The organism is Anatilimnocola floriformis, from assembly GCF_024256385.1.
Taxonomy (GTDB): Bacteria; Planctomycetota; Planctomycetia; order Pirellulales; family Pirellulaceae; genus Anatilimnocola; species Anatilimnocola floriformis.
In genome coordinates, this window is record NZ_JAMLFW010000001.1 from 3,617,455 (window position 1) to 3,631,060 (window position 13,606).

The 13,606-nt window shown below is 55.1% G+C and carries 18 protein-coding genes, 1 pseudogene and 1 CRISPR repeat array (1 of these 20 cut by a window edge); of the genes and pseudogenes, 9 read left to right on the forward strand and 10 right to left on the reverse strand.

All coding sequences use genetic code 11. The features are described from left to right. Positions 1-596: direct repeats of the CRISPR family, unit length 31 nt; unit sequence GTCGCCCGTTCACGCGGGCGCGGATTGAAAC; it begins 7,746 nt to the left of the window's first position. Positions 597-638: 42 nt separating this feature from the next. Together M9Q49_RS36290 and M9Q49_RS13865 are read right to left on the reverse strand one after the other, a co-directional pair. After that, positions 639-881, reverse strand: a complete 243-nt coding sequence (locus M9Q49_RS36290) for a hypothetical protein (protein ID WP_449224117.1) — start codon at positions 879-881, stop codon at positions 639-641. 305 nt (positions 882-1,186) lie between these two features. Continuing rightward, positions 1,187-1,468 (reverse strand): helix-turn-helix domain-containing protein, encoded by a 282-nt coding sequence (locus M9Q49_RS13865; RefSeq protein WP_254509351.1) that lies wholly within the window; start codon positions 1,466-1,468, stop codon positions 1,187-1,189. A 940-nt stretch (positions 1,469-2,408) separates the two neighbouring features. On the opposite strand from M9Q49_RS13865, the gene M9Q49_RS13870 reads away from it, so the two are divergent. The 3 genes from M9Q49_RS13870 to M9Q49_RS13880 all read left to right on the forward strand — a co-directional run bounded on the left by M9Q49_RS13870 (position 2,409) and on the right by M9Q49_RS13880 (position 3,650). Then, entirely contained in the window at positions 2,409-2,699 is a 291-nt protein-coding gene (locus tag M9Q49_RS13870) for a DDE-type integrase/transposase/recombinase (protein WP_254509352.1), read from the forward strand. A 120-nt stretch (positions 2,700-2,819) separates the two neighbouring features. Then, positions 2,820-3,005: a hypothetical protein gene (locus M9Q49_RS13875; RefSeq protein ID WP_254509353.1), complete on the forward strand. Its 186-nt coding sequence runs from the start codon at positions 2,820-2,822 to the stop codon at positions 3,003-3,005. Between the two features lie 66 nt (positions 3,006-3,071). Continuing rightward, the gene (locus M9Q49_RS13880) at positions 3,072-3,650 is read left to right on the forward strand and encodes a hypothetical protein (protein WP_254509354.1); all 579 of its coding nucleotides are present in this window, start codon (positions 3,072-3,074) and stop codon (positions 3,648-3,650) included. A gap of 42 nt (positions 3,651-3,692) precedes the next feature. On the opposite strand, the gene M9Q49_RS13885 is transcribed toward M9Q49_RS13880, so the two are convergent. The 4 genes from M9Q49_RS13885 to M9Q49_RS13900 form a co-directional block, all read right to left on the reverse strand. Beyond that, entirely contained in the window at positions 3,693-4,223 is a 531-nt protein-coding gene (locus M9Q49_RS13885) for a hypothetical protein (protein WP_254509355.1), read from the reverse strand. Between the two features lie 36 nt (positions 4,224-4,259). Next, positions 4,260-4,514, reverse strand: coding sequence for a hypothetical protein (locus tag M9Q49_RS13890; protein WP_254509356.1), 255 nt, complete (start codon positions 4,512-4,514; stop codon positions 4,260-4,262). A 7-nt stretch (positions 4,515-4,521) separates the two neighbouring features. Next, positions 4,522-5,061, reverse strand: coding sequence for an OmpH family outer membrane protein (locus M9Q49_RS13895; RefSeq protein ID WP_254509357.1), 540 nt, complete (start codon positions 5,059-5,061; stop codon positions 4,522-4,524). Positions 5,062-5,342: 281 nt separating this feature from the next. Further along, on the reverse strand, positions 5,343-5,585 hold the full coding sequence (locus M9Q49_RS13900) for a hypothetical protein (RefSeq protein WP_254509358.1): 243 nt from the start codon (positions 5,583-5,585) through the stop codon (positions 5,343-5,345). Between the two features lie 491 nt (positions 5,586-6,076). Here M9Q49_RS13900 and M9Q49_RS13905 point away from each other — a divergent pair, with 491 nt between their 5' ends. The 3 genes from M9Q49_RS13905 (at position 6,077) to M9Q49_RS13915 (ending at position 7,135) form a co-directional block, all read left to right on the forward strand. After that, positions 6,077-6,346 (forward strand): hypothetical protein, encoded by a 270-nt coding sequence (locus tag M9Q49_RS13905; protein WP_254509359.1) that lies wholly within the window; start codon positions 6,077-6,079, stop codon positions 6,344-6,346. 276 nt (positions 6,347-6,622) lie between these two features. Continuing rightward, entirely contained in the window at positions 6,623-6,883 is a 261-nt protein-coding gene (locus tag M9Q49_RS13910) for a hypothetical protein (protein ID WP_254509360.1), read from the forward strand. A gap of 99 nt (positions 6,884-6,982) precedes the next feature. Continuing rightward, positions 6,983-7,135 (forward strand): hypothetical protein, encoded by a 153-nt coding sequence (locus M9Q49_RS13915; protein WP_254509361.1) that lies wholly within the window; start codon positions 6,983-6,985, stop codon positions 7,133-7,135. Between the two features lie 240 nt (positions 7,136-7,375). Here M9Q49_RS13915 and M9Q49_RS13920 read toward each other — a convergent pair whose 3' ends face one another. Together M9Q49_RS13920 and M9Q49_RS13925 are read right to left on the reverse strand one after the other, a co-directional pair. Next, a complete protein-coding gene (locus M9Q49_RS13920; RefSeq protein ID WP_254509362.1) occupies positions 7,376-7,897 on the reverse strand; it encodes a DUF1003 domain-containing protein in 522 nt (173 codons plus the stop codon). 220 nt (positions 7,898-8,117) lie between these two features. Continuing rightward, entirely contained in the window at positions 8,118-9,038 is a 921-nt protein-coding gene (locus M9Q49_RS13925) for a DUF1559 family PulG-like putative transporter (protein WP_254509363.1), read from the reverse strand. Positions 9,039-9,333: 295 nt separating this feature from the next. On the opposite strand from M9Q49_RS13925, the pseudogene M9Q49_RS13930 reads away from it, so the two are divergent. The 3 genes and pseudogenes from M9Q49_RS13930 to M9Q49_RS13940 form a co-directional block, all read left to right on the forward strand. Continuing rightward, positions 9,334-9,989, forward strand: a pseudogene (locus tag M9Q49_RS13930) (DUF1559 family PulG-like putative transporter); the annotation flags it as partial. After that, positions 9,963-10,139: an H-X9-DG-CTERM domain-containing protein gene (locus tag M9Q49_RS35760; protein WP_254511852.1), complete on the forward strand. Its 177-nt coding sequence runs from the start codon at positions 9,963-9,965 to the stop codon at positions 10,137-10,139. The pseudogene M9Q49_RS13930 and the gene M9Q49_RS35760, both read left to right, overlap by 27 nt. A 32-nt stretch (positions 10,140-10,171) precedes the next feature. Then, the gene (locus M9Q49_RS13940) at positions 10,172-11,650 is read left to right on the forward strand and encodes a prenyltransferase/squalene oxidase repeat-containing protein (RefSeq protein WP_254509364.1); all 1,479 of its coding nucleotides are present in this window, start codon (positions 10,172-10,174) and stop codon (positions 11,648-11,650) included. 115 nt (positions 11,651-11,765) lie between these two features. On the opposite strand, the gene M9Q49_RS13945 is transcribed toward M9Q49_RS13940, so the two are convergent. Together M9Q49_RS13945 and M9Q49_RS13950 are read right to left on the reverse strand one after the other, a co-directional pair. After that, on the reverse strand, positions 11,766-12,707 hold the full coding sequence (locus M9Q49_RS13945) for an ankyrin repeat domain-containing protein (protein ID WP_254509365.1): 942 nt from the start codon (positions 12,705-12,707) through the stop codon (positions 11,766-11,768). A 265-nt stretch (positions 12,708-12,972) separates the two neighbouring features. Continuing rightward, positions 12,973-13,590, reverse strand: coding sequence for a hypothetical protein (locus M9Q49_RS13950; protein WP_254509366.1), 618 nt, complete (start codon positions 13,588-13,590; stop codon positions 12,973-12,975). Positions 13,591-13,606 lie beyond the last annotated feature (16 nt).

Here is a 13,606-nt window from a genome sequence, read left to right on the forward strand (position 1 = left end):
TGAAACTCCTGGTCAGCACCAGTGAGAATCCAGATACCAATGGTCGCCCGTTCACGCGGGCGCGGATTGAAACTAAATATCGACACTCTGTCGCGGCAGTATTGCGGGCGTCGCCCGTTCACGCGGGCGCGGATTGAAACACCTTCTTGAAGTGAACTTTGCCGGTCGAGTAGTCGTCGCCCGTTCACGCGGGCGCGGATTGAAACTACACAGACATGGTTTACGGCCCAATTCCCAGCCGTCGCCCGTTCACGCGGGCGCGGATTGAAACCCCTTCTCGGCCTGCTCGCTGGTAGTTCGCATGGGTCGCCCGTTCACGCGGGCGCGGATTGAAACTCGAAGTTGTCGTCCCAATTAACGATCCGCCACGTCGCCGTTCACGCGGGCGCGGATTGAAACAGTTTGGGGTCGGTGTACTTATAAGAAACGCTCGGTCGCCCGTTCACGCAGGCGCGGATTGAAACACGGAATGGGCAAGGCTGGTCACTTGGAGGTAACGTCGCCCGTTTACGCGGGCGTGGATTGAAACATCGACATGCTGAGAAGAATGAACACACTACCAGTCGTCGCCCGTTCACGCGGGCGCGGATTGAAACAAGAATGTCGCGCCCTCGGGAAGTGAGGCGAGCGTCGCCCGTTCACGCGTGGGCGCGGATTGGAACTTTCAAAAGAAACATCATCAAAACAAAAGACCGTGGCCGTCGCCAGTTCTTCACGCGGGCGCGGATTGAAACGCCGCGCGACGCCGCTAGAGCTTGGTCGCCGCCGTGTCGCCCGTTCAAGCGCGCGGATTGAAACGCGGTATCGATACAGCAGGCCAAATCGAGGTAATCGGTCGCCCGTTCACGCGGGCGCGGATTGAAACTTACTTCTTTGGCCATGCAGTTCTTGCGGCACGTGGCGCCCGTTCACGTGGGCGCGGATTGAGACTTTTTTTGCCGGCGATTTCGCCGCACAAAAACTTGAGCCCGTGGGAACTCGCCCGACTATGTGGACTGAAAAGGCGTCAGGGTAGAGTATTTTTCGAATTCTCATCTCGCGAACACTTACGCTTGTTGGCGCAAGCCATTGTAAGGCCATCACTTGGATTGAAAACTTTGCGAACGAATGATAATTGCTCTCTTCAGAGAGCGTTTACGATACCTTGGCCGCGTTTTCACGCGAAAAATCTGATTGCTGCGTGCATCTAGCGCTGATCTCTCGCGTTCTTTGGCGTTTCGCTCAATTCTTTTTCCAGTCGAAGAACGAACTGGACTAGGTCGGATCCTAGTGCTTGGCACACGGTCCGTAGCTCTAGAACGTCCAAACGTCGCTCGCCGGATTCATATTTGCTCACGAACGATTGTGGGCGCCCCAGGAGATCGGCCACGTCCTCCTGCCGAAGATTGGCGGCCGCACGGAGACCCTGCAGTACTCTGCAAAGCACTTTTTGTTGCGCACCGTGAATCGTCTTGCTGAGCCGCTTCATGCAGCGAAGAGACTAAATCCTGATTGCGAATATCCCAATTTCGGATATTCTTTATGCAGTTCAGTGTGCACTGGTTGTCGATTCGTCCCAGGAGGAGACCGCGATGGGAGCACGAGACTTTCTGAGTTTTGGGATTCTGGTACTTTCTGCCGCGTTGTGTGGCTGCGGAATCGGTATCAAAAGCGGAAATTGCCCGAATTGTTCAGGAACCGGGCGTATTACGGGTGCCTGTGCCGTTTGCAATGGAACCGGCTCCCGTGTGTCGAGCCCAAGTCAACCGATTACATGCCAATCGTGTGGCGGCGCTGGCTCCGCATCGATTATCTGCGCTCGATGCGGCGGCTCCGGGTCTGTCAGTGATGAATTCCCAAAAACAGACGGCAACCAAAGGGCTTCAAACTTGTCGCCTTGATTTTTGGAATGACTAACAACGATTCACGAACTGGATCAACCGCAACTGTGCGACCATCTCGATGCTGGCTTGAGAGCGATTATTCAACACCAACGCCTGCTAGTGCGTCCGACGGGGGCGCCTACAAGCTGGCTCTAGGCGAGTGGGAGCGATTCCGAAGTAACCAGGTAGTCTCAGGCCGATGCCCGTAGTCGCCGAACATGACGTTCGCGGTCGTTCGATTCGCACGACACTACCTGAATGAAGAGAATTTAAACCGTCGAGCCAGCGTCAGCACCGTGCCAGAAGCTTACCAGCAGTTGAGCTGGCGGAACAATTCGGCAGTTGGGGCACGTTGAAGGGATGAGCGTTCGTGCTTGCTCACGGTTGGCTCAAGTCGATCTGAAAACCATTCTGGAACTGCTGTCGGTTGTCGGCCCGCGCTGTTAGTCGTTACTTGAAAACGTGATTCGCGGCGTGGAAGTGAAGGATGCACAGTGCGACTAAATTTGGCAATTCGTTTACTGCAAGCGCCGCACGGCTGCACGCTTGGAACCGGAAACCGGCCACGGTGGCCCCTGCGGTGATTCGTGGTGCTGGACGGTTGTTGAACGCCACACCAACCTAGTTCTCGCTTGGCATATGGGCCGTCGCGGTGAAGCCGATGCCGACGTATTCTGCGCCAAGGTTCGCACGGCAACCGCCCCCAAGAAGTTTCAAATTTCAACTGACGGCCTGCGGAGCTACATCTACGCCATCGCCCACAACCTCGGCGAACGCGTTGATTACGGCATGTTGGTCAAGATATACAAGGGTGGCGACAACAACGGCGGCCGCTAAAGCCCGGCACAGATAGTCGGTGCGAAGCGGGAAGCCATCCACTGCAGCCCGGACAGCGACAAGATTTGCACGAGCCACACCGAACGCAACAACGGCTCGATTCGCTGCTTCACCAAGCGTATGGGTCGCCTGACATACTGCTTCTCGAAGAAGTGGCAGAACCACGAATGGGCGCTGGCGTTTCACTTCGCCCACTTCAATTTCTGCCGCAAGCACAAGACGTTGAAAGCGACTCCCGCGATGGCCAGCGGATTGGCCCACGACGTTTGGACGGTTGAGAAGTTGCTGCACGCGATTGCAGCCTAGATCGTTTGGCAGATTCGGCCCCGCGAACTCTTGCTGGGCTTTTTCGTGCGCGGGTAGCATGAGCGTATGAAAATCAACCTGCGTGATTTTTTCTGGTTGGTTCTGGTCTGTGCCCTGGCGCTTGGTTGGTGGATCGAGCGCAGCTCAGCTCGGACGCGGCGAAGTACCGCAATCTGGACAAAGCGAGTAAGGACCTGGCTGATCATTTTGCGAGACTCAAATGCTGATTGCCTCGTCAGTCACTGGCGGGGCTTTTTTTCGTGCATAGTGGCTTGCGGGGCGGATAGGATTTCCGGCATGAGAAAGATAATTGCCGCCACTCCGGTTGTCGCGTTATTGCTAGTCCTGTCTGTTACCGCTTACGTGGGGATATATTTCGCGTTGGTGGTTCCGGGTGGCATTCCCGAAAAGGCGGTCTTGAATTTTGAAGCCTATGGCGTTTCACCACCAATGCGCCAGGTCACGGTCAGCAGTGACAAGTTTTACAGGTTCGGATCAAAGACACGCATCATTTCTGTCTTTTGGCCCTTAGAGTGTCTTGACCGAAGAATCAGGCCAGAAGCGTGGGTTCCCATCATCGACACTCTTGACATCATTCCGGGAACTCCCGTCCACGATTTGCCCACTAAAGCCAAATCCGATTGACGCGAATCTTCGCGGCAGACGACGCTCAACAGTCGCCTCGATTCAAGCCACATCGGGTTGGTCCTTCTTTGCTGCTTCATTTCGCGCGTAGACCCTGGACCCAACGACGCCACCCAGCAGCGCGAATAGCAAACTGAACCACGACTGGCCTACCTGCATGAATTCGATTTCAGTTGGAAAGCGGGATTTGTTGGTGCGCTTACCTTGCGTATCGAACTCTGGCTCCGCATGAACGAGCGGCAGCACATTGAAGTATGCGACTTGCAAAAGGCGCGTCGTGGCAAACGGTGGCCCACTGCCTTCCACGCGCCATGATCGGTGCTGCATGTTGTCGGTGTCTAAAATGGGTGAGCACATCAGAAGCCAGTATCCCCATCCCATCACCACGACTCCAAGCCACATGGCTCGCCGTTGGCCATGCGTCACGATTGCGAAGAGAACGGCCAGCATAAACAGCATCACGCTGCACGAGAACACTACGCAGCCCCAGAATGGAGTTGCGTAGACCAGTGTGAAGCAGGCGACCGCCGCGAATGTGGTAGCGAGCAAAAGTTGCTTGATGGAAAATTGCATGGCCGCTTCGCGCGGGACTCGCGTCGGTCTGACTTTCTACTTATTGACTGCTGGCATGTCTGGGTACCAGGAATTCGTGCTCTTGGACTTATCCATGTACCATGTTTGACCAGTTTGCGTATCGAGCAGCAACGAGCTTCCTTGCGCTTGCTGATAAAGAGAATACCGCCCCACGCTGTGTGAACGAGAAAAATAAAACGCGAGAATCACCGCAATGATTGCGATGATTTCAAGTAAGGAGCGAAGGCTAAGTTGTGGTTTCATCGGTTTGTCGCCGGTCAATGTGTCCATCGAATTTTCATTTCTCGGCTTTCGCTGCTTTTGCCACCGCTGCTTCGACTTCCGCAATGACGAGATTCGTGATGTCTATACTCTGATTGAAATACAGCGGTCCTTCACCGCCGCGAGGTTGGGATGGCAGAGCCAAATCAATTCCTTCCCGGTCGCACACTGCCTTAACAGCCTGACGTATTTCGGAAAAAGAATCGTAGCGCGGAGGGCGAGGTTGACCTTTGCTAATGAATTGATTTCGTGCTGACGAGAGCTTTGAAAGTTCTAGCTTCAGCTTCTTAGCTTCGTCAGAGGTGGGTTCTAGAGCCTTCCACTTTTTAGCAAGCTCTTCGATTTCGTCGTCTCGTTGCTTGATGCCTTCCTTCCACTCTGCTGTCTGCTTTTTCTCCACAGCGGCTCTGTCCTTGCGAAGTGGGTGTGCTTGTTCCACATCGTCTTCGTTTACGATCCCGATAACAGCAGGCTTGTGCGTCTTTGCTTCCTGAGCGTGCAGTGCTGGGACGACGACAAGTAGACTCAGGCAAGCAAACGATAGGCGAAAGACCATTTGTTAGCTCCGACGATGATTGGGTGCAGGTGCTCGGCATAAGGTATCGCGCGCGAAACGGCGCGGCTAGTCTCGGTGCATGCCACTACAGAACTACGGCCCCACCAACGATAGCTGTCAGTGGGCAACCTGCCGATCTTCATCGGCCAATGTGCCCAGCGCAGCCCGTTTGCCCCGCGCTGGGCTTTTTCATGCGCTGACGCTACGGCGTTTGCCGATGAATCAATAGACGCCATTCAGTGACGCTGGGGGCAGGCGCGTCACGGGTGGCGTTTTCTTTGTCACCGCTTAGCCCGCTTGAACACGCTCTGCACCGCGTCGCGGTGGACATATGAGTTCACCAATTCCCAACCCTCATCGCCGATAGCATTCAATCCATTGACGCTCTGATCGCGCACGACTCGATATTCCCATTTCTGTGCGGCAGCCTTCTCCCCTTGAGCGCCAGCGAATTGCCAAACGCTGCCAACTAGCAGCGCCGCCGCAACAGACAACAACACCACAAATTTCTGTGCAGCAGACACTGGGGATCTCCGTAAGACGAACGGAATTAAGACTGGAAGGCCATTCAGGACGGGGGGTGCCTGTACCCTGACACTGTTGGCAGCGGAAAGCAACTCCTAGAATAGCTCAGATGAAACTCATTTGCGCGATTTGTTCTGGTCGTTGCCGTCTGTGCAGGATGGTTCGCAGATCGTCGCAGGCAACAAAGGGAACTTGACGATGCTGCTTCCCGATACGCAAAGCTGGATAACAGCTTTGAAGGCCTTCGCAACGCATACAGAACAGTGCGGAAGCAGAACGCTGCGATGGAAGCACGAATTGAGGCTGGCACGAAAGAAGATTAGAGAATTACACCGCGTGCCGAGGTTTTCTTCTCTTTGCCCAGATGCAGACCGATGCCAACCCAGCGTAAAATGCCCGAAGTGCGGCGCAGACGAAGGCAGACGCGCCGCCGTACTGCCATCGTGTTCGCTTCGCTTGAGTCGATAATACCTAAAGCAGGGCAGTTAGAATGAAACGTGAGTCCCGCGCGCCGGTGATCGTCGCCATCCTGCTGCTGCTCCTGCCGGTGCTGTACGTGGGGAGCTATGCCGTGCTTGTGACTCCAGGCCGGCAGGTCCATCGGCAGGTCTCGCCGAATCGAACGGAAACGATCGGCTACACCTACCGAATCAACAGTTGGTGGCCAAGTAACATTTACTGGCCGCTGGAACTGATCGACCGGCAACTGAGGCCAGGACTTTGGGGATTGGCCGAACAAAGTGAAAATCACCACCCGTAAATCACCGAATTTGAGTAGGTCCACTTAATCCAGCACCCGAATTTCAAACTGTCCCACTACCAACCAGAGCCCTGGAGTGAGCCCGAGCCAGTTTCCCCTTAATTCCACCTTCCCCCGGCTTTGACCTAAGTTGTCATTCAAAACCGGACACTACCAACGGGTAGTTGCCTATCGCGCCAGCTAGTGGGATACTGCAGCCACACGGGTTTTCTTCCGACAGTCCCAAGGTCTAGTCACTTAACACAATCTAATTCGCTGCGGGCCGCTGATTCGTATTTGGCCCCTCGCTCCGAATTCCCTTGCGGAGTCGAGCCATGCAGCGCTATCAGTGGCGTAAGCCATCTACATTGCCGGATCCGAGTTGAGCTAATCGACGGCATCACCAAACAGGTCATCGCTGCCATCGTCAGCGTCGGTCGAAATTGGCAATGGAACCGCAACACGACCAAGTTGCTGCACGGCGCGCCGCCAGCGCAAGGTGTGTCACCTGGACTCACGCAAGCCAAGGTAAGCGTGCTCGACGGTTTGCCCGCATAGCATCCGTGTCCGCCGCTTGAGCCCCAGCGACTCTGGAATGACCGTCTCGCCACCAGTCGTTCGGCGGACGCCTTGTATTCAAATCAAGGAGGAAAGTTCATGGACCGACAAACCGAGTTGTTTGAAATCATTCAGCAGGCGCTGTCGCTCGGTGGCTCTGACCTTTCGCCAGACGACTACCGAGAGCTACTGGAAGATTGCGCCCGCGCGATTGACTTGCGCATCCACGCCCTGCTTCAGCTTGCCGAATAAACTGCCGAATGGATGCAACCACGGACCATCAGAAAGCGCCACGCTGCCCGAAATGTGCATCCACCGATGTGTGCGTCTTCCCCGTAGAGATTGAGAGCCATCAGCTAGTCGGCGTTGCGCAATGTATTCCATGCGGCGCACTGTTTACGTTTCTCTTGCGCGACAGCCACGGCGAAAGCTCTCACGGCGAAAGCTCTGAAGAATAGGTCGGTCAGAAGCCAAATCGGTGATCGTTAGCCGCTATGCGGCGGGTTGGCCGTGCTTACGGTCTAACTCACCCAGTATCTGCTCTGTCGAGACATCGCTCTCAAGTTCTTCCAGGTCTTCCTGCGGCGGCAGATCGACTTTCAGATGCTTCGCCATCGCATCGACCACCTGCAAGATACGGGTGATTTCGCGCTCCGAAAGCAGGTCGATGTGCAAGTCTAAGTCGGCGCGTCGATCTGACAACGCTGCCTGTCGGTTTTGGCTGACCAGCACGAACGTGGATAGAAAAATTGCTTCGAGCGACACGATGGTAGTAAGCATCCCAAACGGGAACGGGTCAAACTGTGTGAGGCCGAACCACGTCACGTTGGCTGCAATCCACACAGCGAAGAACACGACGTGTAAGTAGACGAACGCCATGCTGCCCGACCACTTCGTAATGGCGTCGGCAACGCGGTCTGTCGTCGTCTTGTGCTTCTCATACCGCTCACTGGCTTCGAGTAGGGCGTCGATGTTCTTCTGAACGACGCCCGTTAGCTGCTGTTCTTCAGGCATGGCTTCCCCTTTTTGGGGTTCACCGTGGGCAAGCCACGCGCCGTGAGCCGGATTACATCCCATTTATCTATGGACCATGCCTTCGCGCTGCTCTCGCTCGACCGAGTGATTTTCGGTTCACGTCATTCTCATCCGCGAAGTGAGAGAAAGCCGTGTTCCTGCTTAAAATCGCATTGGGCATCTGAGCGTTGTTCGACAATTTCGTGCATCTCGATACTAGTCAAAAGGCCCCGCCTGGAATGATCTCGCCGCCACTCTTGGTCACGATCGAAGCGAAGATTTCTCGATCAAGGCCAACGGCCAGCAGGTGAACGGAGCCATCCACGAATAACACGTTAGCGCCGCTCGGATGAAACGAATAAATGCCCCAGGAGTTGTTGCAGTTCACTGTGCACGCGCCGCCGTTCACGGTCAAACCATCAGCGCTCCATGTTCGATAGATCGACGATTGATACGATGCCCACGGTCCCCACCAGTTGGGCCATTGCAGTGCCGCGTTACTGTCGGCTCTGCGTCCTTTGATCCAATTGTCGGGCCGGCCCGCCATCTCGGCGACCAGCAACGTCGAAGATGTTCCATCGGTGATTTCCGCTAGGCGCCGGCGAGCGTTATCTGCCAAGGCAGGGCACTCAGCGGTATCGGCAGCCGCTGCTTTTTGGCCCGCGGGCCACCAAACGGCATCAACGCTGTTAGCAGCGAAATAGTCACCTGCTGCACCGATCGCACCCGTGGGATTGTTCATCTGGTCGATGACGGTAATTTCGCGATTCTGCGATGGCGCGCTGGTGCAGACGAAGACTGGCAACTTCACTCGAATTAGCGGCGCGTTGGCGGCGTCGTAAAAGTTCTTGTCCAAATCGTATTTGTTCGAGATGGCCGTCTGTTCCAAGTAAGGCAGAATGAAAGTGCCCCAACCTTGAAACGGAGTAACGGCCTGTCGCCGAGGCGGCAAACCGACGCGGGCATTCTCGAAGTTCAGCGTCGCGATGCCCACTTGCCGCAGATTGTTCTGACATTGAATGCGGCGGGCCGATTCACGAGCAGCTTGAACCGCCGGTAACAGCAAGCCGACGAGCAAGCCAATGATGGCAATGACAACCAGCAGCTCTACCAACGTAAATGCTAGGCGGTTTGACTTCATGGCAAATCCCCTTTGTCCGCAGGTGACCGTGCATGGCTGTTACGTTGGCTAGCGCGCGATAAGATACCTGCAATTCCTGGTTAGACCAGCGCACTATCGTCGCAGCAAGGCGTCATGGATGTGGCTCCAGCACAGAAGATGAATGGGAGTTCCTCAGATGAGTAGACGCGGATTCTCGATCACCGATCTGCTTGTCGTAGTGTTGCTCGGCGCCCTAGCTCTTGCGCTCGGTCTCCCAGCGCTGCAGCAGGCCGTAGAAGTTTCAGACCGCACGGTCTGTGAAGACAACTTGCGAATGCTCGGCGAAGCCTTCCACTTGCATGCTCGTGATCAGGGCGGTTTCCCGGGCCGGCGAAACGGTTACGACATCACCTTTAAAACCTACGGCGGGTGGGGCTCTAACCTGCTCCCTTATATCAACCTGGAATTGGAGGAGAAGTTCGATCGCGACTACGACTTTTTCGATCCGGTCAATCAGAAAGTCTCCGCGACCACGATTCCGACATTCGTTTGTCCCGCAGCTCCGCGCGACCGCAAGACAACCGTCGTGTCGAATGCGTCAGGCAATTCCAAGAATCCTGACAAGGATACGATTCATACGGTGCATTGCGGGCCGAATGACTACCTTGCTTCGAACGGTCTGTTTCTGCCGACAGCCGGCTACGGCGCCATCATTTCCGAAGGCATGCGCGCTCGCACGCATCAGGTGATGACCGACAACGAGAACATGCGCCTCACCGAGATTGTCGATGGGCTTTCTTGCACGCTACTGATTATCGAGCGGGCCGGTTCCACAAACCTCAGCAGTTTGCCCTGGCGCACAACACTCGCGGCACATGGGCCGGTTGGGGTTCGTTGTTTTTTGGCGTCTATAACTCCGATGATCCCACGGCCCCCGGCCGAGGTGATGGCCGCGATTGCGCCGTGAATTGCAATAACTTCTACGGCATCTACGGCTTCCACGAGAAGGGCGCGAATGTCCTGATGTGCGACGGCTCGGTCCGTTTCATCGGCTTGAAATTGAATGGTCTCACGCTCGCCCGCTTAACCAATCGCGATGACGGGCAACTGCTGGCCGATGACGACATCGTCGGCGAATGACAGAAAGTTTTCTGAAAGGGCCTGAGAGAGACATGATAACTGCTGCATTGTTGATCCTCGCTGTTTGCCAAGTTCACGCGGAGGCAGCGGCATCGTTTCTGCGAACCACACAGCAGCCAAACGGCGGATTCATTTCCGACCAGCCCAAGCCCGGCGAAACCGCCAAGCCGAACCTACGCACCACTCGCACCGCGGTGCGAGTGTTTCGCTTGCTCGACAAGGACATTCCCAATCGTGAGAAAGTCACCGAGTTTCTGTGGGCCTGCTACGACGAAAAGTCGGGCGGGTTTGCAGCCGAACCGGGCGGCAAGCCCGATCCGATCAGCACTTCCGTGGGCTTGATGATAGCGCAAGAATTGAAACTCCCGACCGAGAAATACCTGCAGCGCGGCCTGAAGTTCATGGATGAGCAAACGGAGGGGTTTGAACAGATTCGCATGGTAGCTTCCTCGCTGGAGGAGTTTGAGGCGACGGTTCCCAGCGCTGCCAAATGGGTACGCGAGATGGAAGCCAAGAAACTCGCCAATGGCTCGTTTGGAGAAGGCTCCGGCGCGGCGCGTCAAACGGCTCTGTTCGGAGTCGCCATTCAGCGGCTGGGGGGCAAGATTGATCGAGATTCCACGTTGCGGATCTTACGTGCTGGCCAGCGCGCCGACGGCGGCTTTGGTAGCGATGCGCCTGATGTTTCCGACCTAGAATCCTGTTATCGAATCGTGCGGTTGTTTCATCGTCTGGAGGCAACGCCGGAACGGGTTCACGACTTGCGCGGTTTTATCGCACGCTGCAAAAAAAGCGATGGTGGCTACGGACGAACAACGAGCGAAACGTCGTCACTGCATGGCACTTACTACGCCACGATCATTACCTCGTGGCTCGATGAACTGGAACAAGCCGACGTAAATGCAACTCGCCGCCGCTGGCAGTTTGAAGACGTACCGCTGGATGAGTTGCCGAAGGATTGGACTATTGCCAATGCGTTGCCGGCGCTCTCAGCCAAGTGGGAAGTAGTGGAGCGCGACGGCGTGAGAGGCCTCGCGCAAAGCTCCAGCGCTGGGGCATACAAGCAGTTCCATCTTTGCTTGTCCGATTATCGCTGCGTCAATGTCGATATTCGCGTTCGGCTCAAGGCCATTGCTGGCGAACTGGATCAAGGAGGTGGCGTCGTTTGGAGATACACCGATCCCAAGAATTACTACATCGCCCGCTGGAATCCGCTGGAAGACAATTTTCGAGTTTACAAAGTTGTCGACGGAGTTCGCTCGCAATTGGATTCGGCCAAAGTGCCCCATCGCGCCGACTGGCAGACACTCCGCATCGTCACCTACGGCCGCAACATCCGCGGCTACCTGGACGGCAAACTCTTGCTCGAAGCCGAAGACGATCAATTCACTCAGCCAGGCTTTATCGGCTTGTGGACAAAGTCAGATGCCGTAACTCAGTTTGCCGACCTGCAGGTTGTCGCAGCATTCAAGGGAGACGTCGAAGAATTGGCAGCACCGTCGACTAAGTGACCAGTTTCGTATATCTAAAGTTGTGCTGCTTTAAGATGTAAACGCAGCCCTATGTTACGTTTCTGTGCCTGCATTCGCGGGCCAGTATTCTGTTGAAAACACGAGTGACCGATGCTTAGTCACTATTTCGCCTACCCTGCGTAACGGCTTCTTGGGCATGACGTTCGGCGCGTTCGGCATTCAGCTTTCGAAGACCTTCGCCGCTCGGCCAGTCCCAACTTCGCCAGCGTAACTTGTCAGCCCTCGCCTCTTCCAGCGATTCGCCTATTTTCGTCAATCGCTGTTCTAGATCGTACAGATCTGACTTAGCTTGGTCGGTAATAACATGCTCGTCCATGCGATATCTGACAACGATGTAAGATAGCTTTTTATTTTGATCGTCCCAATATGCCCTAGGATCCGCGCCTAAGTCGAGCAGCCGGTTCGCGACATTGAACTGTGCGAAGAACTTCGCTGCTTCCATGACTGCGGGGCAGCCGTCTGAGCTTTTTTGGTTTACGTCGCCCCCCTTGTCTGCGAATAGCTGCGTGCGTTCCACACAATCTGGCACTCCGGCGTGAATCATCACAATCAGCAGTCCGTGCTTGGAGACCGGATTAACAAGTTTCGGGTTGCCACCATGGTTCATCACACAACTGAAGTATCCGGGAAAACGAGTAGCGGCCGCTAGTTCCGTTACCGACTGTCCCGGCATGAATCCATTTCCCTTCGTGTTGAAGTCGCTTTCAAAAAAGACATTTGGGTCCGCCCCGAGTTCGAGCAGCCGCCGAAATCGGTCCAGCTTATTGCCGGGGAACGACCACATTAGTGGAGTCATTCCTCCTTTTCCTAAGGAATTGACATCCGCGCCTTCGGCGACAAGACGCTCAATTTGGGCGATATCGTTCGATTCAATCGCGCGGCACAAGCGGATGACTTTGCGATCAGTGAAAGAGTCCTCCGCGGTCCAACAATACTTTTGGTGAATTGGCTCGCGGGTCGCGGGCTCCTGAATTTCGTTTCTTGGCGCACATGCTGCCAACATGAATAGAATCATCACGATGGAAATACGATTCATGATGGCAGCCCTGTAACGCCGCTGTAGATGCCAAACGCGGTACGTGATCATTCGCGAATCGGTGTCGAAGCAGTCATTTCGCTGCAATCGGCAATGCATAATCGCCTTTCGGACCTTAGTACCTCCGACGCCATCCTGACACGCACAGCGGACCTGGAATTTGGCATAGAACCAATCATCTGACGAAATGTGCGTCCCGCCTCAGTATTCTCGGTTCGCCTTAATCTGATTAGCGCGCTGCTAAAACAAACAAAGACGCAAAGGCTCACTTCGAAAACCCGGAGAATTGAAAATCTTCGCCGCCATGGCCTTCGACTGCAATCACGGAATGGGTTCGACTGGAGTCAGGATTGTCTTTTGCGCTTACAATTTCGACCTTCTCCTCAATTTTCAACGTGTAGTCCACCTTTCGCTCCGTATCCCGCAGAACAAGTTTTATTTTGCGGTTCGGTCCACGTTCACCAGTGTAAATGTAGAGAAGATTGAATCTGCGATTGGGCTTGTCGCTAACTACTAGCGATCCATTTTTGTCAATCACCACGTATTTGCCATCCGCCGATAGCGGACCAGCCAAGTTCCACTCGCACTTGTAACCAAAGCCAATCGATGTCTCCTTGTCGATAGGACGCTGTTCGACGAAACGGATGGTCCCGTCTTGTGCCATTGCCAGGCAACCTTCCGTTCCGTCGCCCAGGCGACTCTTAATTAGGACGAATTCGAGGTCTAACAACGGTGGCCGACGTTCGGGCATAGCACCCTCGGAAGCGGCTGGGCGTGACCAAGCGCCGTCGAGTACCACGAACAACGTGATAACAGCGAGAAGAAATCTCAACCGCATGCCGAAATCGCAACCAACAGAACACACAGCCGACAACTTATTCATTTAGCGAAGTCGGAAA

Excerpts from the sequence above, each read along its gene's own strand:
- M9Q49_RS36290 (WP_449224117.1), bottom strand. The coding sequence starts at position 881 with ATGGCCAAAGAAGTAAGTTTCAATCCGCGCCCGCGTGAACGGGCGACC.
- M9Q49_RS13950 (WP_254509366.1), bottom strand. The coding sequence starts at position 13,590 with ATGAATAAGTTGTCGGCTGTGTGTTCTGTTGGTTGCGATTTCGGCATG.
- M9Q49_RS13940 (WP_254509364.1), top strand. The coding sequence starts at position 10,172 with ATGATAACTGCTGCATTGTTGATCCTCGCTGTTTGCCAAGTTCACGCG.
- M9Q49_RS13895 (WP_254509357.1), bottom strand. The coding sequence starts at position 5,061 with ATGGTCTTTCGCCTATCGTTTGCTTGCCTGAGTCTACTTGTCGTCGTC.
- M9Q49_RS13880 (WP_254509354.1), top strand. The coding sequence starts at position 3,072 with ATGAAAATCAACCTGCGTGATTTTTTCTGGTTGGTTCTGGTCTGTGCC.
- M9Q49_RS13945 (WP_254509365.1), bottom strand. The coding sequence starts at position 12,707 with ATGAATCGTATTTCCATCGTGATGATTCTATTCATGTTGGCAGCATGT.
- M9Q49_RS13905 (WP_254509359.1), top strand. The coding sequence starts at position 6,077 with ATGAAACGTGAGTCCCGCGCGCCGGTGATCGTCGCCATCCTGCTGCTG.
- M9Q49_RS13885 (WP_254509355.1), bottom strand. The coding sequence starts at position 4,223 with ATGCAATTTTCCATCAAGCAACTTTTGCTCGCTACCACATTCGCGGCG.
- M9Q49_RS13925 (WP_254509363.1), bottom strand. The coding sequence starts at position 9,038 with ATGAAGTCAAACCGCCTAGCATTTACGTTGGTAGAGCTGCTGGTTGTC.
- M9Q49_RS13915 (WP_254509361.1), top strand. The coding sequence starts at position 6,983 with ATGGACCGACAAACCGAGTTGTTTGAAATCATTCAGCAGGCGCTGTCG.
- M9Q49_RS13875 (WP_254509353.1), top strand. The coding sequence starts at position 2,820 with ATGGGTCGCCTGACATACTGCTTCTCGAAGAAGTGGCAGAACCACGAA.
- M9Q49_RS13865 (WP_254509351.1), bottom strand. The coding sequence starts at position 1,468 with ATGAAGCGGCTCAGCAAGACGATTCACGGTGCGCAACAAAAAGTGCTT.
- M9Q49_RS13890 (WP_254509356.1), bottom strand. The coding sequence starts at position 4,514 with ATGGACACATTGACCGGCGACAAACCGATGAAACCACAACTTAGCCTT.
- M9Q49_RS13920 (WP_254509362.1), bottom strand. The coding sequence starts at position 7,897 with ATGCCTGAAGAACAGCAGCTAACGGGCGTCGTTCAGAAGAACATCGAC.